The organism is Rhodococcus sp. Chr-9, from assembly GCF_000801125.1.
GTDB lineage: Bacteria > Actinomycetota > Actinomycetes > Mycobacteriales > Mycobacteriaceae > Rhodococcus > Rhodococcus pyridinivorans.
In genome coordinates, this window is record NZ_JTIZ01000061.1 from 22703 (window position 1) to 47489 (window position 24787).

General features: G+C 66.1%; 27 protein-coding genes and 3 tRNA genes. 21 read left to right on the plus strand and 9 right to left on the minus strand.

Features of this window, described 5'->3' with window-relative positions:
- The first annotated feature begins 114 nt into the window (after positions 1–114).
- Positions 115–585: a MarR family winged helix-turn-helix transcriptional regulator gene (locus QR64_RS07200; RefSeq protein ID WP_006553483.1), complete on the plus strand. Its 471-nt coding sequence runs from the start codon at positions 115–117 to the stop codon at positions 583–585.
- A gap of 51 nt (positions 586–636) precedes the next feature.
- Positions 637–721: transfer RNA gene (locus tag QR64_RS07205), tRNA-Ser, on the plus strand.
- A gap of 18 nt (positions 722–739) precedes the next feature.
- On the opposite strand, the gene QR64_RS07210 is transcribed toward QR64_RS07205, so the two are convergent.
- Both QR64_RS07210 and QR64_RS26480 read right to left on the minus strand, forming a co-directional pair.
- Entirely contained in the window at positions 740–1924 is a 1185-nt protein-coding gene (locus QR64_RS07210) for a tyrosine-type recombinase/integrase (protein ID WP_039584710.1), read from the minus strand.
- Positions 1925–1927: 3 nt separating this feature from the next.
- Positions 1928–2449 carry a hypothetical protein gene (locus QR64_RS26480; RefSeq protein WP_006553485.1) on the minus strand — a complete coding sequence of 174 codons (522 nt, stop codon included), beginning with the start codon at positions 2447–2449 and terminating at the stop codon, positions 1928–1930.
- A gap of 137 nt (positions 2450–2586) precedes the next feature.
- Between QR64_RS26480 and QR64_RS07220 the strand changes: the two genes are divergently transcribed.
- From QR64_RS07220 to QR64_RS26805, 13 genes are all read left to right on the plus strand, one after another.
- On the plus strand, positions 2587–2793 hold the full coding sequence (locus tag QR64_RS07220; protein WP_006553486.1) for a hypothetical protein: 207 nt from the start codon (positions 2587–2589) through the stop codon (positions 2791–2793).
- Between the two features lie 176 nt (positions 2794–2969).
- Positions 2970–3569, plus strand: a complete 600-nt coding sequence (locus tag QR64_RS27640) for a hypothetical protein (protein ID WP_235367042.1) — start codon at positions 2970–2972, stop codon at positions 3567–3569.
- Positions 3566–3766 carry a hypothetical protein gene (locus QR64_RS07230; RefSeq protein WP_039584714.1) on the plus strand — a complete coding sequence of 67 codons (201 nt, stop codon included), beginning with the start codon at positions 3566–3568 and terminating at the stop codon, positions 3764–3766. The genes QR64_RS27640 and QR64_RS07230 overlap by 4 nt, the downstream gene beginning before the upstream one ends.
- A 443-nt stretch (positions 3767–4209) precedes the next feature.
- Positions 4210–6189 carry an AAA family ATPase gene (locus QR64_RS07240; RefSeq protein ID WP_039584716.1) on the plus strand — a complete coding sequence of 660 codons (1980 nt, stop codon included), beginning with the start codon at positions 4210–4212 and terminating at the stop codon, positions 6187–6189.
- Complete coding sequence (locus QR64_RS07245; protein ID WP_052227231.1) at positions 6186–6485, plus strand: WhiB family transcriptional regulator; 300 nt, start codon at positions 6186–6188, stop codon at positions 6483–6485. The genes QR64_RS07240 and QR64_RS07245 overlap by 4 nt, the downstream gene beginning before the upstream one ends.
- Complete coding sequence (locus QR64_RS26795; protein WP_153811625.1) at positions 6482–6655, plus strand: hypothetical protein; 174 nt, start codon at positions 6482–6484, stop codon at positions 6653–6655. Before QR64_RS07245 ends, QR64_RS26795 begins: the two co-directional genes overlap by 4 nt.
- Positions 6652–7011 carry a helix-turn-helix domain-containing protein gene (locus tag QR64_RS07250; RefSeq protein ID WP_039584717.1) on the plus strand — a complete coding sequence of 120 codons (360 nt, stop codon included), beginning with the start codon at positions 6652–6654 and terminating at the stop codon, positions 7009–7011. Before QR64_RS26795 ends, QR64_RS07250 begins: the two co-directional genes overlap by 4 nt.
- Positions 7008–7184, plus strand: coding sequence for a hypothetical protein (locus tag QR64_RS26800; protein WP_153811626.1), 177 nt, complete (start codon positions 7008–7010; stop codon positions 7182–7184). Before QR64_RS07250 ends, QR64_RS26800 begins: the two co-directional genes overlap by 4 nt.
- The gene (locus tag QR64_RS07255; protein ID WP_039584718.1) at positions 7181–7924 is read left to right on the plus strand and encodes a hypothetical protein; all 744 of its coding nucleotides are present in this window, start codon (positions 7181–7183) and stop codon (positions 7922–7924) included. Before QR64_RS26800 ends, QR64_RS07255 begins: the two co-directional genes overlap by 4 nt.
- 100 nt (positions 7925–8024) lie before the next feature.
- The gene (locus QR64_RS25685) at positions 8025–8291 is read left to right on the plus strand and encodes an HNH endonuclease (protein ID WP_084222299.1); all 267 of its coding nucleotides are present in this window, start codon (positions 8025–8027) and stop codon (positions 8289–8291) included.
- A 112-nt stretch (positions 8292–8403) separates the two neighbouring features.
- Positions 8404–8763: a hypothetical protein gene (locus QR64_RS07265; RefSeq protein ID WP_039584719.1), complete on the plus strand. Its 360-nt coding sequence runs from the start codon at positions 8404–8406 to the stop codon at positions 8761–8763.
- Between the two features lie 371 nt (positions 8764–9134).
- A complete protein-coding gene (locus QR64_RS07270) occupies positions 9135–9356 on the plus strand; it encodes a hypothetical protein (RefSeq protein ID WP_039584720.1) in 222 nt (73 codons plus the stop codon).
- Positions 9357–10021: 665 nt separating this feature from the next.
- Complete coding sequence (locus QR64_RS26805) at positions 10022–10465, plus strand: hypothetical protein (RefSeq protein ID WP_039584722.1); 444 nt, start codon at positions 10022–10024, stop codon at positions 10463–10465.
- 389 nt (positions 10466–10854) lie between these two features.
- On the opposite strand, the gene QR64_RS07285 is transcribed toward QR64_RS26805, so the two are convergent.
- The 3 genes from QR64_RS07285 to QR64_RS07295 all read right to left on the minus strand — a co-directional run bounded on the left by QR64_RS07285 (position 10855) and on the right by QR64_RS07295 (position 13372).
- The gene (locus QR64_RS07285) at positions 10855–11598 is read right to left on the minus strand and encodes an MBL fold metallo-hydrolase (RefSeq protein WP_039584724.1); all 744 of its coding nucleotides are present in this window, start codon (positions 11596–11598) and stop codon (positions 10855–10857) included.
- Between the two features lie 31 nt (positions 11599–11629).
- Positions 11630–12028: a flavodoxin domain-containing protein gene (locus QR64_RS07290; protein ID WP_006553498.1), complete on the minus strand. Its 399-nt coding sequence runs from the start codon at positions 12026–12028 to the stop codon at positions 11630–11632.
- 81 nt (positions 12029–12109) lie between these two features.
- Positions 12110–13372, minus strand: coding sequence for a helix-turn-helix domain-containing protein (locus QR64_RS07295; protein WP_019290322.1), 1263 nt, complete (start codon positions 13370–13372; stop codon positions 12110–12112).
- 147 nt (positions 13373–13519) lie between these two features.
- On the opposite strand from QR64_RS07295, the gene QR64_RS07300 reads away from it, so the two are divergent.
- A complete protein-coding gene (locus tag QR64_RS07300; protein ID WP_039584725.1) occupies positions 13520–15361 on the plus strand; it encodes an NAD(P)/FAD-dependent oxidoreductase in 1842 nt (613 codons plus the stop codon).
- A 175-nt stretch (positions 15362–15536) separates the two neighbouring features.
- Positions 15537–16535, plus strand: a complete 999-nt coding sequence (locus tag QR64_RS07305; RefSeq protein ID WP_039584726.1) for an alpha/beta hydrolase — start codon at positions 15537–15539, stop codon at positions 16533–16535.
- A gap of 21 nt (positions 16536–16556) precedes the next feature.
- Here QR64_RS07305 and QR64_RS07310 read toward each other — a convergent pair whose 3' ends face one another.
- Both QR64_RS07310 and hisC read right to left on the minus strand, forming a co-directional pair.
- A complete protein-coding gene (locus QR64_RS07310; protein ID WP_039584727.1) occupies positions 16557–18254 on the minus strand; it encodes a bifunctional metallophosphatase/5'-nucleotidase in 1698 nt (565 codons plus the stop codon).
- 100 nt (positions 18255–18354) lie between these two features.
- Complete coding sequence (hisC, locus tag QR64_RS07315; protein WP_039584728.1) at positions 18355–19434, minus strand: histidinol-phosphate transaminase; 1080 nt, start codon at positions 19432–19434, stop codon at positions 18355–18357.
- A gap of 148 nt (positions 19435–19582) precedes the next feature.
- Between hisC and QR64_RS07320 the strand changes: the two genes are divergently transcribed.
- The 4 genes from QR64_RS07320 to QR64_RS07335 all read left to right on the plus strand — a co-directional run bounded on the left by QR64_RS07320 (position 19583) and on the right by QR64_RS07335 (position 22695).
- Positions 19583–19674: transfer RNA gene (locus QR64_RS07320), tRNA-Ser, on the plus strand.
- Positions 19675–19711: 37 nt separating this feature from the next.
- A tRNA-Arg gene (locus QR64_RS07325) sits at positions 19712–19784 on the plus strand.
- Positions 19785–20314: 530 nt separating this feature from the next.
- Positions 20315–21547 carry an acyl-CoA dehydrogenase family protein gene (locus tag QR64_RS07330; protein ID WP_039584730.1) on the plus strand — a complete coding sequence of 411 codons (1233 nt, stop codon included), beginning with the start codon at positions 20315–20317 and terminating at the stop codon, positions 21545–21547.
- Positions 21547–22695: an acyl-CoA dehydrogenase family protein gene (locus QR64_RS07335; protein ID WP_039584731.1), complete on the plus strand. Its 1149-nt coding sequence runs from the start codon at positions 21547–21549 to the stop codon at positions 22693–22695. Before QR64_RS07330 ends, QR64_RS07335 begins: the two co-directional genes overlap by 1 nt.
- Positions 22696–22725: 30 nt before the next feature.
- Here the strand turns inward: QR64_RS07335 and QR64_RS07340 are convergent, their stop codons facing one another.
- Complete coding sequence (locus QR64_RS07340) at positions 22726–23175, minus strand: very short patch repair endonuclease (protein ID WP_039584732.1); 450 nt, start codon at positions 23173–23175, stop codon at positions 22726–22728.
- Between the two features lie 11 nt (positions 23176–23186).
- Positions 23187–24332, minus strand: a complete 1146-nt coding sequence (locus QR64_RS07345) for a DNA cytosine methyltransferase (protein ID WP_024102730.1) — start codon at positions 24330–24332, stop codon at positions 23187–23189.
- Positions 24333–24787: the final 455 nt, after the last annotated feature.

Genomic DNA, 24787 nt, shown 5'->3' on the forward strand with positions numbered 1-24787 from the left:
CGACGCTATCGCGTGCGGGGCAGTGAGGAGACGATCACGCCGCTCGCCGCGCGCTCACCTGCTCGAAGCTACCGTGCGGTAACCGGATCGGGCCGTCGGCATTACACTCCCGGCGTGACCAGCGAACGAGACGAACCCAAGTGGCTGACCGCAAAGGAGCAGGAGGCCTGGCGTCTCTACATGGACGGCAACAACCGTCTCATGAGCGCCCTCAGTCGGTCTCTCAACGACCGACACGACCTGTCGCTGGCGGAATATCGGATCCTGGTCATGCTCTCCGAAGCCCCCGAGGGCGCCCTGCGCATGAGCGATCTCGCCGACGGCGTGCTCTCCTCACGCAGCCGGCTCACCCATCAGATCCGGCGGATGGAGCAGGAGAAGATGGTCGTGCGCAGCTCGTGCCCCGACGACGGTCGCGGTGTGCTCGCCACCATCACCGACGAAGGCAGGCGGCGTCTGGCGGAGGCCGCCCCCACCCACGTCGACGACGTGCGCAACTACCTCATCGACCTGCTGTCGGCCGACGAGCTCGACATGCTGGCGCGGGTCTTCGCGCGCGTCGAGCACACTCTGGCCGACCGCTGAGGTCGCGAATCGGTTATGCCCTGCTTGCGCGGAGCGGTTAGGATCTGCCACGGAAGCGTGGCAGAGCGGCCGAATGCACTCGCCTTGAAAGCGAGCTTGGGTAACACCAACGGGGGTTCAAATCCCTCCGCTTCCGCCGAAGCTCCTCACTTGTTCACGCAGGTGAGGAGCTTTTTTGTGTCCGAGGGGCGTGCTCGTCAGTGCCTGGTGGGCACATTTTGGGCACACCGGCTGTCGAGTAGGCGTGATCGAGCACGACCGCAACGGCGTCCAGATCCTCGTCGAACAGGTCGCTGTACGTGTCGAGTGTCATCGCTGCCGAGGCGTGCCCAAGCATCCGCTGGAGGGCCTTCACGTTCACTCCGGCCGCGACAGCCAGAGATGCCGCTGTGTGCCGTAGATCGTGCGGAGTCACGCGTTCGATTCCCGCGCGCTTCACTGCCAGCTCGAACCATCCGCTGTGGCTGACCGGTCGACGCATGTGCTTTCCGTCACGGCCCGGGAAGACGAGATCGTCGCGGCCGCGTCCCTCGCACTGTTTCGCCAGCTCGTCGAGGACAAAGGCCGGCACCGGCACGGATCGGACCTTGTCGCCCTTCGTGGTGCCGACGACGTGCTTCGTTCTGACCTGGACTGCGTTCTCGTGCACGGTGAGGCGCCGCCGCAGGAAGTCGATGTCCCGTACCCGTAGCCCGATCGCCTCACCCCACCGAAGTCCGCAGTAGGCGAGCACCAGGACGAGCGCACTGTTTCGGCCGGCCTCGTGTGCCAGCGACGCCACGTCGTCGGCCGTGAGGTACTTGTGTCGGCGCTTCGACTTCCGTGGCAGGTTCTCGACTCCGCGGGCCGGGTTCTTCACGATCCGCCCGTTCTTCACCGCGTCGTCGAGGATCCCCGCGAGGACCCCGTATGCACGGATCACCACGGTGGCCCCGGATCCCTTCACGGCGATCTCTCCGTCGTCGTCGAGCTCGTCGCGCCCCATGTCGGCGATCCACCGTTCGACCGTGCCGAGCTTGATGTCAGCGATCCGTGTGGACGACCACCGCGGTTCGACGTGCGTACGCCACGATGAATCGATTGCGTTGTACGTCGAGGCTTTCGTGTCGACCTTCTTGCGCGCCAGCCACTCCGGCGCCAGCTCGCCGACGGTGATGCGGCCGAGGGACGGCGGCACGTACTCGCCGCGCATCTTCTCGACCTCCACGGTGGCCGCGAACCGTTCGGCGTCCCGCTTCGTCCTGAAGCCGCGTTTCTTCGACTGGACGCGATCGGGCGTGCGGAAGCGAACCATGTACCGCTTGCCGGCCGCGGTGTCGTAGGACTCAATCGTCGCCATCGATTACTTGGTCCGTTCGTCCTGAGTGAGATATCCAGCCTCGACCGCCCGAACGAGCCACCGGCGCACGGTGGCAGGGGATACGGCGAAGTCGCGTGACATCACAGTCGTCGGCCGACCGTCCTGCAGCCGAATCCATCGGTACAGCGCTGCGAGCTGGGGAAGGTCTTCGTCTGTGATCGTCTTGTCGAGTTCGATGCGGTCCCAGAACTCGGGTGCGCTTGCGATTGGCCGGCTGGTGTTCTCGCCCGTGGCAACGCTGATCTCTCGCGCCGCTTCTCGGATGAACGGCTCCATCGAGATCTTCGCAAGTTCTCCCCGTTGGATCGGTGGACCATCGGGCAGCTGCTCTGCGACGAGTCTTGTGACGACGTACTTTCCGCCGTTCGGCTCAATTCTTGCGGTCACGTTATAAGCCAGCCCGTCGTCTGGCCCCGAGGTGACCTCGAGTTCTTCGTAGCCGAGTAGTCCCGGTGCGACCTCGTGGTTTGGCATGGGTGTCGACCTCTTACTGATCTTCGGCATTCGCTAAGCGTGCCTCGTTGTGAGCGGGTTTTTCAACACTCTGTCGTGACTGGGTCTTGCATATCGCGCTCACTCACTGTACAACGGAATGCGCGGGTGATAAATCACCCAATCAGAGACGAGGAGGACCGAGGAAGATGACAGAATCACCGCTCGCCACGGCCGAGGAAGTCGCCGGATATCTGCGGACCACTACAGCGAAGCTTGCCAACGACCGCTATCGCGGTATCGGCCCGAAGTTCGTGAAGCACGGTCGCCGCGTTCTCTACCGCTGGGCGGATGTCTACGCCTGGACCGAGGCGAATCTCATGCAGCGCACCGACGATCGTCCCGGTGCTGCATGATGGCCGGCTACTTCGGCGCCGAACCGACCTGTGTCAGGTGCGATTACCCCCGTCGCCTACACCACTTGCTCGGAGTCGAACACGACTACACCGAGCGACCGAATGAGAACGCCCCCGATGCCGGCCAGGGCATCGAGGGCAACGAATCCACCAACCAGGAAGCAGGAGATTCTGACATGCAGTCTACCGACCCCCAGAGCTACATGGTGCGCCTGATCGTCGCCGGGCTACAGCAGATCGTCGCTCACGCCCAGGACTTCTCCGGCGCGATCGCCTTGATCAACGCCGACGTGACCCGACGGTTCGGATGGGACGCAATCGAATACACCGTCACCACCGGCGACTACGTACGCATGACCACCACAGTCGGCCTCGAAGTCGAGTACCAAATCCTTCGATCCGACCAGCCGGTGCCCGAGGACGAACCCGCGGCCGACACCATCGACTACGCACCCGAAGGAATCCTCGTCGATCCGATCCCCACGGTTTACCAGAATCTCGAAACCCTCGGACCCGATGCCGATTGGCGCGACGGGCACAACTTCCTTCTCGCCGAGGTCACCCGCGGCGTGTTCACCGCCCAAGTGTGGCGACACGACAGCATCGAACAGGGCCGGCCTCACAGCGAAGTCGAAATCACCATCGACTCGACCGGGATGCAGGGCGGCGAAATGTTCCACGACCTGTGCATCCTCCCCGACCAGCTCGAGGACTTCCAACAGGTGACGAACGCGATCACGACGGCGTACCAGTACATCACGGAGGCCGGACAGTGACCGACCTCGAACTCTTCCTCGTCGTCGCCCTCTTCGCCGAGAACATCGCCCTGATCCTCGCGCACATCGTCGACCGGCAGGCCACTGACCGTGACGGGTTCGGAGAGGACGCCTCGACTGCGATGCGCCGACGCCCCCACCTCGAACGCGACCACCTCACCGAAGCGCTCCACACAGGCAGGAGACGCATCCCGTGACGTAACCCGCTGTCCCGATTCGCACATCCCCGCACCTCTGCGAAATGGGAACCAAAGAAATCTTCCCGATGCGGCCGGGGAGTCGACAAACTCCCCGGCCGCGCAGAAACGAAAGGACGACGCAACGCCATGCGTCACAACAACTCTAGCGCGGACGGACCAGACAGCGCATTCAACGCAGCCCACCGCGACCTGCTCGCCGTGGCACAGCAGTGGATCGCACACCAACCTTCCGGAACGACGTTCACAGCCGCACAGATGGCGCTCTACCTGCCGCCGCACGCGAATGACAAGCCGTGCCGCCTGGGAGCCCTCGTGCGAGAGCTGAACCGTCGCGGATACATCGAATTCCACGGGTACGGCCCACGTGCTGCAGACGGCGATTGGGATGCCCCCGCACGGGTTTGGCGCCGCACTAACGCCCGGATCGACGGTGAGGCCGCATGAGGGCACTCGATCGCCTCCGCGACCGCTGGCGCGACCAGGGACTCATCTGGAAGGACGGCCCCGGCGACACCGCATCCGCTCAGGCCCCCGGACACTCGCCGACAGATCGGTCGGTGACCTTCCGGCAGATCTCCGACCAGGTACTGATGAACAGCCACGCCGACGACAAACAGTCCGTACTCGACGCAGTAGGGCTGACCATGCGGGACCTGTTCGACGACACCGCCGGCGCCAGCTACACCTACCGGGACGGCCGCACCGTACACCGCACCTACGACGACAACGGCCGCAAGAAGTTCCGGCAGGCCGGAAACACCAAGGGTCGAGACCTCTACCGCGTCGAAAACTTGGACCAGCTCGCCACCGGCACACCCGTCTACGTCGTCGAAGGCGAGAAGGACGTACAGGCCATCGAATCCGTCGGTGGTGTCGCCGTGTGCTCGGCTATGGGCGCTGGAAAGGCTCGCCTGTTCGACTGGGCACCGCTGACCGGTCACACCGTGGTGATCGTCGCCGACGACGACGAACCCGGCCGCAAGCACGCGATGCAGGTGCACGAGATCGTGGAACCGATCGCCGCGGGTGTGGTGGTGACGCAGGCGGCATCGGGGAAGGACGCCGCCGACCACATCGCAGCCGGATACGGACTCGACGAGCTCGTGGTTGTCGACCTGGACGGCAACGCCGGACGCCGACTGAAAGTCACCCGCGGAGCCGACGTGAAGATGCAGCGCGTCAAGTGGGTCATGGAGCATTGGATTCCCGCCGGGTCCCTCACCCTGCTTGCCGGCCGCGAAGGGCTCGGTAAGTCCACCATCGCCGCTCAGATCTGTGCTCAGGTCACCCGCGGCCAGCTCGAGGGGGAGTTGCACGGCACACCCCGAAACGTGCTCTACGTGCACTCTGAGGACTCGCGAGAGTTCACCGTCGCCCCGCGACTCAAAGCCGCCGGGGCCGACATGGAGCGGGTGCTGTTCGTCGACGTGGAGACCTCACACACCGACTCGGGAACACTGATCCTGCCGCTCGACACCCTCGCGCTCGAAAAGGTCATCGCGCAGCACCAGGTGGCATTCGTGGTCCTCGACGCCGCCACCTCGAGCATGTCCTCGGAACTGTCCGGCAAGGACGACCGCGCGGTCCGGCAGTACCTCGAACCACTCGCGCAGCTCGCTTCCCGGCAGGGCTGCGTGGTGTTCGGGCTGTGCCACTTCGGGAAGAGGGACGGGGCCGACACCGGAAAACTCATCCTCGGATCGATCGCCTGGTCTCAGGTGGCTCGCTCGGTGCTCTCGGTCGCCAAGGACGACGAGACCGGCAACCTCGTCGTCACCAACACCAAGGGCAACCTCGCGCCGCGCACCCGATCGATGGAAGCTGAGATTGTCTCGACGACCATCACGACCGAGGACGGGGACACCGAAGTCGGCGCGCTGCACTGGCTGGGGGAAACCAATCGTGACGCCCGAGAACTACTCGCCGAGCCGGACGGGACCGACCGCGAGGATCGCAGCGAAGCCGCGGCATGGCTCGAGGACTACCTCACCGAGCACGGTCGCACCCCCGGCAAGGACGTGAAGAACGACGCCCGAAAGGCCGGCATCGCCGAACGCACACTCAAGCGCGCCGCGAAGGAACTCGGTGTCGTCTACACGACCGAAGGATTCCCGAGAACGACCCGATGGGCACTGCCCATACAGTCGGGCCACGACGAACAGTCAGATCTCATGCATGGCCCGACTGGCCCCACTGGCCCAACTGGGGATGACCTGCGGAAACAGTGTGGCCCCACTGTGGCTGATTCGCAGTCGGGCCACACATTCGTGAATGGCCCCACTGGCGACCTGACTGCAATTCCGGGGTGCCCCGAGTGTGGTTTTCCCCTCGACGGAGTAGCCACCGGCATGGCCATGCACCCCGACTGTGAACGACGCGCAAACCATCGCACCGAACTGTTTGGAGGTGACGCAGCATGACGCGGACCGCCCGATCTCCGCAGATCCCCGATCCCATCGCAAGCCTCGTCGATGAACGTCTCACCGGTGCCAGATGCGCCGGCCGATCCCCGCTGTTCGATGCCGAACTCGACGACGAGACCGCCGAGGCCCGGTCGGCGCGTCTGGCGTGGGCACGAACCGAATGCACCCGCTGCCCCGTCCAGGGCCTGTGCCGAACCGCAGCAAGCGAACAAGACCATCCCCTCGGGATATGGGGCGGCAAGGTCCACGGCCTGCCCGGCCGCCCCGGACGAAAGGACACCCCCGCAGTATGAGACTCGTCGTCCACCGCAGCAAGGCACGAGTGACCGCCAACCCGGGAACACCCTTCCCGGTGCTCTTCGAGTTCAGCGGAGTCTCCATCGCCATGAGGTCATCCGAAGCGATCGCCCTCGCAGACCAGCTCGTCGACGCCGCCGAACAACTACGGGAAGGCCGAGCATGACCGTGCAACACCTCGCCCCCGGAGTCGTCCTCCTCACCGGAGACGCACTCAACGCCGTGCGGTACGCCGTACGAGTCGCCATCGCAGCCCGGCACCGCAACGGCTACCCCGTCCCCCGAGAACTCGCCGAACTCGCAGCAGCCGTGACCGAACCCGGAACCACGGACACCGAACCCACACGCGCACAACACACTTCAACCGAACTGATCGACGTACAGGAGACGGCACGAATGCTCGGATGCAGCCAACGCCAAGCACGGCGCCTCGCACCCCAACTCGACGGACACCTCCACGCAGGCCGCTGGCTCATCCCACGCACCGCCGTCACCGAACACCTGAAAGGACGGGCCGCATGAAACCCACACGGCACGAACTACTCGACATGCTCGCCGCCATGACCGACGACGAGCTCGCCTCCACCATCAGCGAAGCCCGCAACCACAACGCTGGCTACACCGCACCCACCGACGACGAGCAGGCCCGAGCCGCCGCCATCCTCGGATTCCAGCGAACGGAGACCCAGCAGTGAGTAACGGACTGACCCGCGGACAGCAGAACCTACTCGACCGCACCCTCAGCAAGCTCGAACACGACGGTGGACGCATCCCCGCGCCCCTCACCGAAGCACGAGACCGCCTCACACAGCTCGCCACCGACACCAGCGAACTCGACACCCCCGACCAGCTCCGCAACCGCATCGTCTCGGACCTGCTCGACGGCAACAACATCAAAGCCACCGCATGGGCCGAACTCGTCACCATCAACGAAAAACACCGCGTGTACTCCGCAGCAGTGGAAGCAGCCACCACCGCCTATGTCGCGGTCGCACACCAGCACGCCGACGACATCCTCCGAGAGGTACGCCGCGTATGGTTCGACCCGGCCGTGGAAGAACTCACCACACTCGCTACACAGGTCACCCCGCACGACACCGTGGAGAAGCTGTTGCGGGCACGCCGCACCGACGACGCAACCAAGCTCGCCCAAGCACCACTGCATCTCGACACCATCCGCAAGGCACACGAGCTGCACCGAGCCCTGTACAACCTGACCAACGTCGCAGCCCGCGACTGGCGCAACCCTGATCTGCCCACCGCAGACACCCGCGATGTCGACACCTACCTCGCAGCGATCCGCGCCGGCAACACCCCGTGGCTACCCACCGAAACCGAACTCACCCAACTCCTGCAGCAGCGACAAGAGGCATACCGAGCCGAGCAGGAGAACGCCCGCGCCGCCAACCGCAGGCGCATGAGCGTCGGGCTCTAACCCCACACACCTCCCACGCACCGGTCGCCAGCGTGGGAAACCGGGTGGGCCGTCTCCTGACTGGACGGCCCACCCACAACAACGACGACAACGAGGCACGATGAGCAAATCATGGGCCAGCGGATCAACCCGCCAATGGCGCAACCAACGCCAACGAGCACTCACCCGAGACGGGAACCGCTGTGTCGACTGCACCGCGCCCGCCGTAGAAGTCGATCACATCATCAGCAAAAACGACGGCGGAACAGACGACCTCGAGAACCTGCGATCCCTGTGCGGCCGCTGCCACGACCACTACACCAGAGAACAAACTCGACGCGCCCGACGCGGCAACCACCGCCGCGGGCAGCATCCAGGACTGATCTGACGCCCCCCACCCGGGGGGTCCTGACGGCACCGCAGCGGACACCCTACGGCTTTGCGGCTCGCTGTCGCTGCAATGCAACACGAATCCCACAACGATGGAAAGGACTCCCAGGATGAGGCAACCGAGGACCGCGGCGGGCAAGCGCCTGGTGGCCGCGCAGAACGCTGCGTTGGAGCGTGCTTCGCAGGAGCGTGGCGAACAGCTCGTGTGGAGCGAAGCGGAGGAGGCCGCGCTCGAGCGTGCCGGTCTGACGGTGGATCGGGCGGAGGACCTGCGGAGGTTGCTCGCCTCGGAGCTGAAAGCCGAGGACCCGAACGGCAATAAGGTGGTGAAGTTCTCCGCTGAGATCCGTGCTCTCGACCGCCTGGTGGTGCAGCTGCTGGACCGGTTGGCCCCGGATGAGGTGGGTCCGTCGAAGTCGAAGCGGCATCAGAGGGCGGCTCAGGCTCGTTGGCATCGGGCGGCGAACTGATGGCGCGTTCGGTTGGCCGGCCTTCCCGGTTCGTGTCGCCGGAGCAGTGGCCGGATTGGGTGTTGGCGTTCGGTCGTGGCGTCCACAACGACGAGCTGGTGCAGGCTTCGATTCGCGCTGAGTGGTTGGAGTGGAAACAGCGGCGTGATGAGTGGGCGCAGGGTATGCCGGGTTTTTCGCCGGCTGCTGCGGCGGAGGAACGCCGCCGACGGCGTGGGGGAGTGTCGATGGATTAGGTGACGGCGACCCCCCTCATTGAAAAGTTGTCGGCGGTGGATGCCATCATGAGTAATCCCAGGTATACAAGATGTTCACTGTGGATAATCGGTCAGGTAGGCCGAGGACACGCGTAATGGAGAAGGGTGGGAGACATGGCTGTCATCAGTGATTCGCACAGCGAGGTGGTCGTCTTGGATTCCCATGATTCGGCTGACCTTTTTGACCGGATTGCGCAGGCGTACATGAGCATCACCGGTACTGAGTTTCTGCGCCGGTGGGATACCGGAGAGTTCGAGGGAGTTGACTGGGACAGCATCCCAGGCCTCGCAGAGGTGGCCATAGCACTCCCGTTTGCCCGTAACGCCGCGGAGTAACGCGCATGCCGGGGCGGACCGTGCCAGATGCGCTCCGCGCCTATATAGGACCGATCCAACAGGCAGTTTCTTGTTTCGCAGGCGTCGCCAAGATCTATACATCTGGGCAAGTGCGCCGGGTCGGCGACTTTGGAGCCTGGACGCTCAACGGGCCGGAGGGGATGACCCTAAGAGGCTTCGGCAGGTTCTGGGCTTCCCAGCGCTATGAGTTGGTTGAAACGAGCGATGAGCACTTCGATGTGACGGGCGAGCGGTACCGAGTGTCCACCCGAGAGTACCTATACAAGGTGGTACTAGATGCCGGCCACGAAATTAGGTGGCATTGGCACCCCAAGGGAAACAGTCCCGAGCGACGTCCGCACATCCATCCTTCCTTCGACTTGGCTGCGCATATCCCGAGTGGGCGAGCCGTTCTAGAAGAGGTGATTGAAGGGTGTATCGAGATGGGTGCGACACCCGCGTGTGACGACTACAAGGACCGACTCCTAGCGACGGGCGGAATCCACAAGTTGTATCGCACCTGGGCAGACAACCCGACCCTGGAAGCAGACGGGTAGGGGTAGTGCATCCGCCGCTGCTTTGTCTGTGTGCGATACAGAGCGCCACAGGATCGACGCTGCGGTCATGCGGCGCAAAATCTCGTACCTCCGGGTACGTTGCGCCGTATGAGTGATAAAGAGATTGGGTTCGCCTGGTCGGGTCTTTCCCCGACCGTTCGCCACGCCTTACTTGAGGACCCTCACGGGGTGATTCCGGCCGAGTATGTTCCAGAGCTCGTGCACAGCGGAGGCTCGGTGTACGCCTCCTACTGGGTGGCTTCGGAGGAAGGGCCTGACGGCTTCAGGCTTTCGCCCAGCAAGGCCGATCTGATCGCTCTACTGAAGGAGAAAATGGATCGGTGGTGGACGGATCTGCCTGAACACGTGCGGAACGTAGTGACGGCTCGCAAGGGACGGAAGATCCCTCAGGAACACAAGGGTGCAATTCAGAACCCGAACCTAGTTGGCGGGGTCCTGCAAACGAGTGCAGGCGGTGCTGAACCCACGTACTTCGCGCTGGCGCCGTTTGCGTGTGACTACGTCGAGTGGGCCGCTTCCCGTTCGCAGTAGTCGGTGTGGGCACATTTTGGGCACACCTGCCGTTGATTCGGTGTGATTCGGCAGGGTCTCGAAAGCGGCGAAATCGCAGGTAGTGAGGTTTTCGGCTCGGTGACCTGGAGGTTCGGGAGAGTTCAAATCCCTCCGCTTCCGCCACGGAAGAGGTTCCGGAACCCGTCAGGGAGTCGGAGCCTCTTCTCGTTTCTACCGCCGGGTGGCGACCATCTTCTCCTCGAGGATCCAGGTGCGCCCCTCGTCCCCAGCTTCCGTCGAACCGTGAGAAAGCCTCGAGCTTCGGGTCGGCGACGCCGGTCAGAAGAGTGGCACCGAGAGCATTCATGCGGCCGGTGTGCCCGCGCCGTGCGGGCATGTCCCCGGTTCCCGTGGACCGATCACATCTGTCAGCTCGGTCCGGCGGACACTGCTCGTTCCACGGCCGCGGCCGCACCGTCGTGCCAGGGCTCACCGTGGCCGACGAGGACGTGCTTCGCGCCGGTGCCGGCGATGGCCGCCAGCGAGGCGAGGGCCGTCCTGCTGTCGGCGGTCGCCGCACCCGAGACGATCTGCGGACCGTGCCTGCCCGTGTACGGATCGAGGGTGACGATGGCGTCGCCGACGATCACGGTGTCGCGGTCCGGGAGATGCAGCGCACAGTGCCCGTAGGTGTGGCCGGGTGTGTGCAGGGGGACGGGGCGGCCCGGCAGGTCGAGCGGTTGGGAGTCCTGGAAGAGCGTCACGTCGTGGACCCCGCGCACCCACAGCGCACCGGCCACGGTCATCCGGGCGAGAACGGGGATGCAGGCGGGATATCGAACGGGATAGAGCAGCCGGTTGCGTTCGTGCTGGTAGCGATAGGGGTGGGCGGCGAGGAACTTCTCGTCGCGATGCGCCCATACCGGAACCCGCCACCGTTCACGCAGCCGCTTCGCCGACCCGACGTGATCGAAGTGGGCGTGCGTGAGGACGACTCCCTGCACGTCGTCGATCCGGCGACCGATGCGTGAGATCGCCTCTTCGATGCGACCAGCGGTCGCGGGTAGTCCCGTGTCGACGACGGTCACTCCGGCGTCGTCCTCGATCAGGTAGACGTTGACGTCGGCGTGCGCGAGGCGATGCACGCCCGGTGCGACATCCGTGTGGAGCATGGTGGCCCTTCGCTCGGGTGAACGTGCGGGTTCAGCTGTGTCCGTCGATCTCGTCGGCGATGAAGGCGGCCCACGACCGCACCTCGTCCTCGCCTGCGGACGGACTGAACGACCGGTAGTCGAGCGCGGCGAGTTCGGACACCAGATCCGTTGTGTCCTCGGTGCTTTCGTCGCCCACCGCGAACAACCACACGAGCTGCTGACTCAGCCCGGAGGCCCGCGACGACAACAGTTCGACGGTGTCGGGCGAGTACTCGCCGGCGTCGACCTCGCCTCCGAAGACGACGCCCTCGAACTCTTCCGACCGCTCGAGATCGGAGGTGTCACCGACGGTGACGTCGATGTCCCGCTCTCCCAGCGCGTCGGCGACGAGCCGGGCGATCTTCTGTGCCGGACCTTCGGGGCTGTCCGTGACGACGAGAACGGTCATTGTGTCTCCAGCATGTTCGGCGACTTGGGTTCACTGGTGCGTTCCCGGTCCCCGAGGGGCGGAAACATGCCCCCGGCCGTGTCAGCGGTAGACGCCGAGTGCCCGCACCCCCGGCGCCCCCGACCGGCGGACGAACTCGGAGTCGGCGAGGCGTTCGTCCGCACCGAGATCCAGCGACAGGTCGACGGTGGTGGCGAGCCGGTAGGGCTTGCTCTCGATCACGTCCCCGATCGCGCGTCGCAGTCGCGACACCTCGGCGCGGACCGACACGGCATGGTCGTCGTCCCCGTAGAGGGCCCGGCTGAGCGCTGCGACCGTCATGCCGTCCGGGCCGCGCTCGTGCAGCAACAGCAGGATCTCGGCCTGGCGTGCGGTGACGATGCTGTGCCACGAGTCGTCGTCCCCGAAGACCTCCACTGTGGGCGACGACGACACGTGCAGCACCATCCGCATGCGCGACGACGAGGCCGCGCCGCGGATCAGCCAGCCGTGCGAAAGCCGCTCGGGCACACACAGTCCCATACCGGGAACTGTCAGTGGGCGTGCGTGCCGCGGAACCGCGACCCGCTCGGCGGCGATACCGGAGGCGTGCGCGACCCAACCGTCCTCGTCGACGAGCAGCACCGGTCCCCGCGTCGACGACAGCAACGGAGCAGCCTCGGTGCGCAGCCGTTCGAGTCGCACCTCGTGCCGTCGCCACAGTTGTGCTTCGGCGAGCCGGACGGCGGTGTCGACGAGGGCGATGATGGCCGGGTGCAGGGTCAGCGCGGGACCGCTGACGTCGACGATGCCCAGCAGGTCGCCGCGGATCGGATCGTGGATCGGCGCAGCGGTGCAGTACCAGGGATGCTGGGTCGTCTCGAAGTGTTCACCCGAGAACAACTGCACGGGCGCGGCCTCCGCGAGCGCCGTGCCGATGGCGTTCGTGCCGACGGTCGACTCCGTCCACACAGTTCCCTCCTGGAAACCGAGGGCGTCGGCGCGTGACCGGATCGGTGCCGAACCGCTGCGCCAGAGGATCACGCCGTCGGCGTCGGTCACCACCAGCAGCAGATGCGAGGCGTCGGCGACGGGTGTGATGACCTGCTCGAGATCGCCGATCACCGCGGAGAGGGCGGACGCGCGGCGACGTCGCTCGATCTCCGCGACGGGCAGCCGGCTGCGTTCGTTGGTGCCGGTGGGATCGAGGCCCGCGTCGAGCACGCGCTGCCACGAACGGGACACGAGCGGACGGGGTCGCATGGGTGACCGGGCGCCGCCGATGACCGCGTCGTGCATCCGCGTCAACTCGCGCGCGTAGCGCGACAGGTCGGTGCCGGGCGCGATCGCGCTGAACGTGGTCACGGTCTCCTCTTCGTCGTCGTCCTCGGAGCATAGGTGGCAAATGTGTGCTGCGCCACAAGTGGGGCGCCGTGCAACGTGACGCAACGCTTGCGGGGAACCGGCCGCGGGGAGTGTCCTGGATCACATCACCACGGGAAAGGACTCACCATGACCGACACCCTCGACAAGCCCACGACCTCCGGCACCGCGACGCCCGACGAACGCGTCGACGCCTGGTTGCGAGCTTTCGAAACCGCCCTCGCACAGCGCGATGTCGACGCCGCTGCGGGCCTGTTCGGCACCGATTCCTTCTGGCGCGACCTGGTCGCCTTCACCTGGAACCTCAAGACCGTCGAGGGACGCGAGGGCGTCTCGGACATGCTGCACGCGCGACTCGCCGACACCGATCCCAGCGGCTTCCGCACCACCGAACCAGCGAGCGACGACGACGGCGTACTCAGCGCCTGGATCGCGTTCGAGACCGCGGTCGGTCGCGGCGTCGGCCACCTGCGTCTCAAGCGCGACGAGGAGAGCGGCCAGGACCGCGCCTTCACGCTGCTGACCACGATGCAGGAGCTGAAGGGATACGAGGAGAACAAGGGCACGCGTCGTCCCCGCGGCACGAAGCACGGCGCCGACAAGCAGAGGGTCACGTGGTCGGAGCAGCGCGAGATCGAGGAACGCGAACTCGGTTACACGCGTCAGCCCTACATCGTGATCATCGGTGGTGGTCAGGGCGGTATCGCGCTCGGTGCGCGCCTGCGTCAGCTCGGTGTTCCCGCAATCGTGCTCGACAAGCACGACCGTCCCGGCGACCAGTGGCGCAGCCGCTACAAGTCGCTGTGTCTGCACGACCCCGTCTGGTACGACCACCTGCCGTACATGCCGTTCCCCGACAACTGGCCGGTCTTCGCGCCCAAGGACAAGATCGCGGACTGGCTCGAGATGTACACGAAGGTGATGGAGGTCCCCTACTGGTCGAAGTCGGAGTGCACCTCCGCGAGCTACGACGAGGCAACGGGCGAATGGACCGTCAACGTCCTGCGCGACGGCGAACCGGTGGTCCTCCGGCCGAAGCAGCTCGTCATCGCGACCGGCATGTCGGGTAAGCCGAACATCCCCGACTTCCCCGGCATGGACCTGTTCCGCGGCGAGCAGCACCACTCCAGCGCCCACCCGGGTCCGGACGCCTACGCCGGCAAGAAGGCCGTCGTGATCGGTGCCAACAACAGTGCCCACGACATCTGCGGTGCCCTGTGGGAGGTGGGCGCCGACGTCACCATGGTGCAGCGCTCGTCGACGCACATCGTCCGGTCCGATTCGCTGATGGATCTCGGTCTCGGCGACCTGTACTCCGAGCGGGCCCTCGCCGCCGGCGTCACCACCCAGAAGGCCGACCTGACCTTCGCGTCCCTGCCGTACCGGATCATGCACGAGTTCCAGATCCCCATCTACGAGAAGATCCGCGAACGCGACGCCGAGTTCTACGACCGGCTCGAGAAGGCGGGCTTCCAGCACGACTGGGGTGACGACGGTTCGGGCCTGTTCATGAAGTACCTGCGTCGCGCATCCGGCTACTACATCGATGTCGGTGCCTCGGAACTCGTCGCGAACGGCGACATCAAGCTCGCCCACGGCAACGTCCGCGAACTCACCGAGACGTCGGTGATCCTCGAGGACGGCACCGAACTCGAGGCCGATCTCGTCGTCTACGCGACCGGCTACGGCTCGATGAACGGCTGGGTCGCCGACCTGATCTCGCAGGAGGTCGCCGACAAGGTGGGCAAGTGCTGGGGCCTGGGCTCCGACACCACCAAGGACCCCGGCCCCTGGGAGGGTGAGCAGCGCAACATGTGGAAGCCCACGCAGCAGGAGGGCCTGTGGTTCCACGGCGGCAACCTGCACCAGTCGCGGCACTACTCGCTCTACTTGGCGCTGCAACTCAAGGCGCGTTACGAGGGCCTCCCGACCCCGGTCTACGGGTTGCAGGAGGTGCACCACCTCCGCTGACCGACACAGCTCTCCCACGCGTCGCTCCCGCCGCCCGGCGGGGGCGACGCGGCCGTGGATCCTCCGATTCGTCACGAATAGGAGCGTGAATATTAGGGTCGCGTGCAGGTCCGCTTGACCGGGTACAGATAGTGACTGTGAGATCACTGCAGGTCGTCGGGGGACGGGGAGTTCGATGGTGAAGAGACGCGCGGCGGCTGTAGCGGTGGCCCTGATGGTGCCGGTCTCCGGCACGACGATCGCCCATGCCCAACCGATCCATGCACAACCGGCGCACGTGCAGCCGGTGTCGGCCAGGATCGACCATGTCGAGCGGGTCGGCGACAGGCAGACGAAGCTGTTCGTCCACTCGGCCGCGATGAACCGGGTCGTGCCGGTGCAGGTGCTGCACCCGGCCTCGGCGGGGCCGCGCCCCACCCTCTACCTGCTCGACGGCGTCAGCGCCGGCGAGGAGTCCGAATTCCGCGAGAGCACGTGGACCCAACGCACCGACATCGCGGAGTTCTTCGCCGACAAGAACACCAACGTCGTCCTTCCCGTGGGTGGCACCGCGAGCTACTACACCGACTGGAACAACCCCGACCCCGTGCTCGGGATCAACAAGTGGGAGACCTTCCTGACTGAGGAACTACCCCCGCTGATCGACGCCGAGTTCGACGGCAACGGCACCAACGCCGTCGCGGGCCTGTCGATGGGCGCCACCGGGGCGATGTCCCTGATCACCCGCAATCCCGACCTCTACCAGGGAGTCGCGGCGCTCAGCGGTTGCTACGACACCTCCAGCGACCGCTCCCGCGACACCGTCCGCGGAACCGTCGCGTACAAGGGCGGCAACCCCGACAACATGTGGGGACCGCCCGACGACGCCCGATGGGAGGAGCACGACTCCTACCTGCACGCCGAGAAGCTGCGCGGCAAGGAGGTCTTCCTCAGCACCGGCAACGGCCTGCTCGGCCCGCACGATCTCGGCGCCGGTCAGGACGTGCTCACCGTCGGCGCGCCGCTCGAGATCGGCACCTTCGTGTGCACCGTCACCTACGACCGTCGCCTCCGCGAACTCGGTATCCCCGCGCAGGTCGTCTACCGCCCGTGGGGCACGCATTCGTGGGGCTACTGGCAGGACGACATCAAGGCCGCGTGGCCGACCCTCGCCGACGCACTCCGACTCCGCTGATCGCGCGTCGACGGCACCGTCTCAGTGGAGGCGGATGCGGTCGACGGCCGGCGGCTCCACGCGTGAGCGGGTCGCCAGATAGTTGTTGAGGGCGTCGAGATCCTTGCCCGCGCCGACCAGTCCGTGCGCTTCCGTACACACGGTGAAACCGTCTCCGCCGCCGGCCAGGAAGTTGTTCATCACGACCTTGTACACACGCTCGGGGTCGACGGCCTCGCCGTCGATCGTGATCGAACGGATCCGTTCGCCGCGCGGCGCCAGGCGGTCGAGCGTGTAGGTCAGATTGTGCGAGGGCGCCAGGATGCGTTCGACCTCCGAGCCGACCGGGCTGTCCTGAAACTGCTGCTCGAGCAGCACGTCGAGTTGGGCTCCGGTGAGGTCGAGCACCTGCAGCATGCTCCCGAAGGGCTGCACGGCGTAGGTCTCCCGGTACGAGACGGTGCCGTCGCCGGCGAGGAGGTCGCCGCGGAGTCCGCCGGGGTTCATCAGCGCGATCTGCGCGCCGAGATGCCGCGTCGCCGCGAGTTGTGCGTCGGCCACCAGATTGCCCAGCGCCGACTCTCCGCTCGGGCTCTCGCTGCGCGTGACGTCGGCGCCGATGCGCGCGATGGACCGGTTCGCGACCTCCGCCGACTTCTCGACTGCCCGGTCGACGAACTCGAGAGTGGTCGGATCCGGATCGATGTCGTGCGTGACGACCTGCGTGAACACGACGGTTCGGTCGCGCAGCACCTCCCGGCTCTGCCGGTCGACGACGAGGTCGGCGACCGACAGGATGCGCCCGTGCGAAGCACCCTGCACGACGGTGCGCGGCCTGCCCGCCGGGTCGGTGTAGGTGCAGTTGAAGTGCCGGTCGCCGTCGGAGGTGACGATGAGGTCCACGTCGGGGGAGACGGACGTCGCGATCGCCGCCGCTCCGTCGTCCCCGCTCGGACACGGATCGTCGCCGTCGATGGCCCCGATGTCGCCCTTGTAGAGCACCACGATCGAACGCACGCCGAGCGCACCGAGGATGTCGGCGGTGCGGTTGACAGCGGCGATCTCGTCCTCGAACTGCAGTCCCGCGATCGCGTCGGGCCGGATGATGTCGGGGGTGTTGCTCGGCACGACACCGATGACGCCCACGGGCAGTCCGTCGACGTAGTCGATGCTGTAAGGGAGTGCGGCCGGTGTGCCGTCCGTCGTGGTGAGGTTGGCGCCGAGGATCGGGAAGTTCGCGCCCTCGAACGGTTCGGTGTAGATGCACCCTTCCTTCGGGTGGCAACCGCCGTCCCGCAGTCGCTCGAGTTCGGCGTAGCCGCGGTCGAGTTCGTGGTTGCCGAGGGTCGCGGCGGTGAGATCGAGTTCGTCGAGCAGGGCGATGGTCGGCTCGTCGTGGAACAGGCCCGACTCGAGCGGCGACGAACCCCACGTGTCGCCCACGGCGTAGAGCACGGAGTTGTCGGCCTGTTCCCTGAGCTGCCGGACGTAGGCGGCGAGATAGGCCGCACCCCCCGCGGGGACCGAGACGCCGTCCGACCGGACGACCTCGCCGTGCAGTCCCTGCGGGGGCAGCAGATTTCCGTGCAGGTCGCCGAATGCGATCACCCGGAGCGGGACGGCGTTCGAGGGGATTGTGCTCGTCGGCGCGGCTCCGGCAGGTGCCGCACCACCGAAGGCGACCAGTGAGCCGACGACTGCGCAGGTCGACAGGGCGCGCCGCACCTTGCCTGCCCCCATGCAGTTCCTCCGCCACCCGACCCGATCCGACCGCCCGAGTCTGTCAGGGCCGGATCACGCCACCGATACCCAGCTATAACGGTTGGGTCTCGTCACAGGATCAGCCGATGCCGGCGAGTGCCCGTCCCTGCCCGGTTGCGAAGTCGAGGAAGAGATCGTTCTCATGCGGGTCGCCGATCGTCACCCGGGTGCCCTCGCCCGTGAAGTTGCGGAGCACCACGCCTGCCTCCGCTGCGGCTTCGAAGAACGCGGCGGAGCGTTCACCCAGCGGCAGCCAGAGGAAGTTCGCGGCACTCGTGGGCACCTCGTAGCCGGCCTCGACGAGTGCCGCGTGGACCCGTTCCCGCTCGGCGACGACGCCCTCGGTGCGCGCGAGCAACTCGGTCGCGGCGGCGAGCGAGGCCACGGCAGCCGTCTGGGCGAGCGAGTTCACGGAGAATGGGGTGTGGACCTTGCTCAGCGCCGTCACGACGGACGGGTCGGCGACCGCGTATCCGACGCGGATACCGGCGAGACCGTAGGCCTTGGAGAAGGTGCGGAGCACGACGACGTTGCGGCGACCCTCCGCGAGCTCGAGACCGTCGGCCAGATCCTCACCGGGCTCGGGGCGGACGTACTCGAAGTACGCCTCGTCGAGGGCGACGACGATGTGCTCGGGGACGGCGTCGAGGAACTGCGCGAGCTCCTCCTTGCCCAGCAGCGACCCGGTGGGATTGTTGGGATTGCACACGAAGATCAGCCGCGTGCGGTCGGTGATCGCGGCGAGCATGGCCTTCAGGTCGTGACCGTGGTCCGCGGTGTTCGGGACGCGCACGGCGGTCGCGCCGGCGACGGCCGCGATGATCGGGTACGCCTCGAACGACCGCCACGCGAAGATCACCTCGTCGCCCGCATCGCACGTGATCTGCACGAGCTCCTGGCACAGGCTCACCGATCCGCAGCCCACGGCGATCTGCTCGGTCGGGACGCCGAGTCGTTCCGACAGTGCCGCGATGAGCTCCGTCGCGCTGTTGTCGGGGTAGCGGTTGAGGCCGGCGGCAGCGTCGGCGATCGCCTCCCGGACGCTGGGGAGCGGACCCATGGTCGTCTCGTTGCTGGCGAGCTTCACCGCACCGGGGAACGAGCGGCCCGGAACGTAGGCGGGGATCGATTCGAGGTCGGGGCGGGTCTGTGGAGTCACGCGCCGATTATGCGCCTCGTCGTGAGACCGCCGGTCGGCAGGATGGGGGAGACCGTCCATCTACACGCCTCTGAACAGGCGTTTTGCGTTTCCCCTGGGGGCATGTGTAATGTTTCGATCCGGCGGTTCGAGAGCATCGAATCCCCGAGGAGGCGTGCCAGAGCGGCCGAATGGGACTCACTGCTAATGAGTTGTCCCCCTTACCGGGGACCGGAGGTTCAAATCCTCTCGCCTCCGCCAGTTGGTGTAGCGTCACCAACGACAATTGAATACACATGCGCCCGTAGCTCAACGGATAGAGCATCTGACTACGGATCAGAAGGTTAGGGGTTCGAATCCCTTCGGGCGCACACACGAAAACCCTCACCGGTACTCCGGTGAGGGTTTTCTCGTATCTGGTTACGGAGTCGCCACGACACAGAATCGACACGGCTTGCTGACCGGCTTCAGCGACATCTTGTGGCTATCTTCACTCCGCAAGGGGCGTCACGTGACTTCCCCGGACTACAGGAGGGTGTGTGCAAGATCGGTCCTGGTCCAACAAACAGATGGAGATTCTTGCCCAGTGCCTCCGTGACGTTTACATCCCCAAGAGCAAGGTTCTATCAGAGTGTGTGACCGCAGTCATGAGGTGAACGCCACCCTCCCCGGTCCTGCGCTACGAGTGAACGTTCCGTCTTCGTGTCGAGCTGACCCTCCACCTGGAGTCGGGGACTCGATCGTTCGTGTCCCCGGTCGGAGATCCTGCCGGTACCGCAGGTGATATCCGTCTATTGACGAGCCCGCTGGGGTAGAAGTAGATTTCGTACCACTCTCAAAAAGTTAACGACAATTCGCACGATGGTCCGGCAACGGCGGTCGCGCTCTCCGGGGAGAAGACATGGAACTTGCGTGGTCAGAGGCCGACGCCGCCTTCAGAGACGAGGTGCGATCGTTTCTCGAGGAGAAGCTGACGCCCGAACTGCGGCGGGCCGGCCGACTCGCGACGAGCGTGTACTCCGACCACGAAGCGAGCATGGAGTGGCAGCGCATCCTCCATGAGCGTGGTTGGGCGGCGCCGGCCTGGCCGGTCGAGTACGGCGGATGCGACTGGACGCAGACGCAGCACTACATCTTCAGCCGCGAGTCGATCCTCGCGGGCGCCCCGAACCTGTCGCCGATGGGCATCCGCATGGTCGCGCACGCGATCGTCGCCTACGGCACCGAGGAGCAGAAGAGCTACTTCCTGCCCCGGATCCTCACGGGCGAGGTCTTCTTCTGTCAGGGTTACTCCGAGCCCGAGGCCGGCTCCGACCTCGCGTCGCTCAGCATGGCGGCGGTCGACGACGGCGACGACCTGATCGTCACCGGCAGCAAGATCTGGACCACGCACGCCACCGAGGCGAACTGGATGTTCGCGCTCGTGCGCACGTCGAAGACGGGCCGCAAGCAGCAGGGCATCACCTTCCTGCTCATCGACATGACCTCGCCCGGCATCGAGATCCGCCCTCTGGTCATGACGTCCGGTGAGGAAGTGCAGAACCAGGTCTTCTTCGACGGTGTGCGTGTCCCGAAGAAGAACGTCCTCGGGAAGATCGACGACGGCTGGACCGTCGCGAAATACCTGCTCGTCTTCGAACGTGGGGGAGCGGCGGCAGCGCCGGCCCTGCAGGTCATGGCCGAGCGGATCGCCGAGGCGGCCGCCGAACAGCCCGGTCCGTCGGGTGGCAGGCTCATCGACGATCCGGCGTTCTCCGCCAAGCTCGCCGAGGCGCGTATCCGCACCGAAGTACTCGAGATCCTCGAATACCGCACTCTCGCAGCGCTGTCCGCGGGCAAGAACCCCGGTCCTGCATCGTCGATGCTCAAGATCCTGGGCACCGAACTCAGCCAGACGATCACCCAGCTGGCCCTCGAGGCAGCCGGTCCGCGTGGTCGGGTCTACCAGCCGCACATCACCGCGCCCGGTGGTCCGGTGGCCGACTACGTGCCGCCCGCCGACGGTTACGTCAGCGGTGAGGAGTGGCAGGCCGTCGCGCCGCTGCGTTACTTCAACGACCGTGCCGGGTCGATCTACGCCGGCAGCAACGAGATCCAGCGAAATATTCTCGCCAAAGCAGCATTGGGGCTCTGATGGACTTCGGTTTGAGCAAGGAGCAGGAGCTCCTTCGTGATTCGGTCACCAAGTTCCTCGCCGGTCGCTACGACCTGGCGCAAAGTCGGAAGGTCGCGACCACCGGCGATGGTTGGCAACCGGAGGTGTGGCGGGCATTCGCCGAGGATCTCGGAATCCTCGGGGCCACGCTTCCGGAAGAGGTGGGGGGGATGGGCGGCGGACCGGTCGAGTTGATGGTGGTGTCCGAGGCACTCGGGCACGCACTCGTCATCGAACCGTACGTCGACACGGTCGTCCTCGGGGGCGGGCTGCTCGGTCGTGCAGGGGTCGATCGAGCCCGGTCCGTCCTCGAGGCGATCGCTGCCGGTGAAGCCGTCACGGCGTTCGCCGCGACCGAACCCACCTCCGGATACGTCTTCCACGACGTGTCCACCACCGCGCGTCGCGAGGGCGACGAGTGGGTCGTCGACGGTGAGAAGATCGTCGTCACCAGCGCTCCGCTCGCGACGCATCTGCTCGTCACCGCCCGCACGTCGGGCGAGCGCACCGACACCGACGGCATCTCGCTGTTCCTCGTCGACTTCGACCCCGCGAACCCGCCGAGCGGTGTGGAGATCCACTCCTACCGCACGATCGACGACCGACGCGCTTCCGACATCGTCTTCTCGGGTCTGCGACTGCCCGCCGACTCGCTGCTCGGCGAGGAGGGCAACGCATGGCCGTCCGTCTCGCGCGGCGTCGACGAGGCGACCGCCGCCGTGTCCTCCGAAGCCGTGGGTCTGATGCGCAAGGTGCTCGCCGACACCGTCGAGTACGCCAAGCAGCGCCAGCAGTTCGGTCAGCCCATCGGCAGCTTCCAGGCGCTCCAGCACCGCATGGTCGATATGTACATGGAGGTCGAGCAGGCGGTGTCCGCCGCCTACCTGGCCGTTCTTCATCTCGACAGCGACGACGCCACGCGGGCACGCGCGGTCTCGGCCGCGAAGGCGACGATCAGCCGTGCGGCACGCTTCGTCGGCCAGAACGCCGTCCAACTCCACGGCGGCATGGGTATGACGGAGGAGCTCGCCGTCGGGCACTACTTCAAGCGACTGACCGCGATCGAGTACGAGTTCGGCACCGCCGAACAGCACGTCGCCAGGTACGCCCAGCTCACGAAGGGCTGATCGGATCGGTGCCAGGGCCGGTGCGGGGGATCACCCCTGCGCCGGCCCCGCATCCGTGTCCGGCGGAGCCGACAGAGCATCCTCCACGCGCGTCGCGGCGACGACGGGATCCTCGTGCTCCCACACCCGCACCACCGTCCAGCCCGCGGCCTGCAGGCGCGCATCGGTGTCCCGATCGCGCTGCACGTTGGCAGCGAGCTTGGCCACCCACCACTCGGCGTTGTTCTTCGGGAACGTCGCATGCTGCGGGCAGCTGTGCCAGAAGCAGCCGTCCACGTAGACCGCGACCCGACGACGAGGGAAGACGAGGTCGGCCCGGCGTCGCATCCCCGGCAGAGGAGCGCGGTCGACGAAGAACCGCCGCCCCCGGCGATGCAGTTCCTTACGTAACGCCACTTCGGGAACGGTGTCGCGTCGGCGTTGCCGGCTCATCCGCGCACTCGTACGCGGATCCGTCCCGGGCCGATCCGACGACACCATCACAGTGGCTTTCAGGCCGCCACTCGCGGGAAGCCACCCATGCGTTCGAGGTGGTTCTCGACGTCCTCGAGGAATCCGGGCAGGAAGCGCAGGTTGCCGGAGCGTGCGCGTCGGAGGAATCCTGCCGTCGCCCGCGCCGACAGCAGACGGGCGTCGAGGAGGAAACCGCCGAGGTCCTCGTAGGGAGCTTGAACGGGCCACTGCGACTCGTGCACGCGGAACGCCTGTCCGCGGGCGCCCCACGCGGCGGTCGGCCAGGTGTCGCCCGGAAGCAGCGGGGTCTCGTGGTCGGAGCTGTACGCGATGGGGTTGTTCAGACGGTGGCCCACCCACGACGCCATCCGCACGCTGACCGCATTGCCGACCAGACGCCACCGGTGTCCGGCGCGGACGCCGGGGGCCTCGACGGCAGGTGCGGTCCAGTCGGCGTCGAAGCCCTGGAGTCTCTCCGCGTCGGTCAGGCCGGGGGTGACGATCTCACCGGACGGCAGTCGCACGGCCGGAGGGCTGGCGATACCGAGCGTCGAACCGCCCTTGAGCGTGGGCACGGCGTTGACTGCCCATCCGAGACCGCGCACCCCCTCGGTCCAGTAGAAGCCGCAGGGGAACAGATCGGGATTGCCCTCCATGGGCATGCCGGCGTCCTGGCCGAACAACACCGTGCGGGGATCGTCGGTACGAGAGGCAACCATCAGGACGCGGTGCCGACGCTGGGGGAGACCGAAGGCGCGGGCATCGACGACGCGGTAGGCCCACATGTAGCCGAGCTCCTCGAGAGCGTCGGTGATGTGACGCATCGCCGCACCGCGGCCGAGCTGCAGCATGAAGGGAACGTTCTCGACGACGAGCCAGCGCGGGCCGTTCTTACGCTTCACGAGACGGAACACTTCGTCGACGAGCCCGGACTTCGATCCCGTGATGCCGGCCGTGCGTCCGGCCTGGGAGAGGTCCTGGCACGGGAAACCTGCGGCGACCAGTTCCGTATCGCGGGGAAGAGAGCGGAGACGCGTGACGTCCGGATGGAGCGGAACGTCGGGGAAGCGCGTGCGTAGTACTGCCTGAGCACCCGGCTCGATCTCGCAGAGGAGTTCGGTGTTCCACCCGTGTCGCCCGAGTCCGAGCTCCAGTCCGCCGATACCGGCGAACAACCCCACCATGTTCCCCGTCGACGTCACGGCACCCTTCCTCGCTCAGCTCAACGGTGAACGTTACTCGAGAAGTAGGGGGATCCGTGAGCGGACGCGACGAGCACCACGATGGAGGGGTGGCCCTACCCCTCTCGTGACGGGCACCAGGTGACCAAAACAGTCCTTGACCTGGCGATTTGGTGTTCTCGGACATGTTCGCGTAACTTATTCCAGGTCAGAGCGACACGGACACCGACCCGGGCCGAGAGGAACGGGACAACGAGGTTGGACGAAGGCGCCTGCGAATTTGATGGCCACAAACCTTCTGGTAAGGTTTCGAGCCGCCCCTGGTTCCGAAAACCACACGGACTTGCGTTCGTGAGGATGAGGAAGTAGGCTGGAACAGTTGCCTCAGAGCGGGTCGGACATCAGTCCGAAGCGTGATGATGTGTGCGTGTTCTTTGAGAACTCAACAGTGTGCCGAT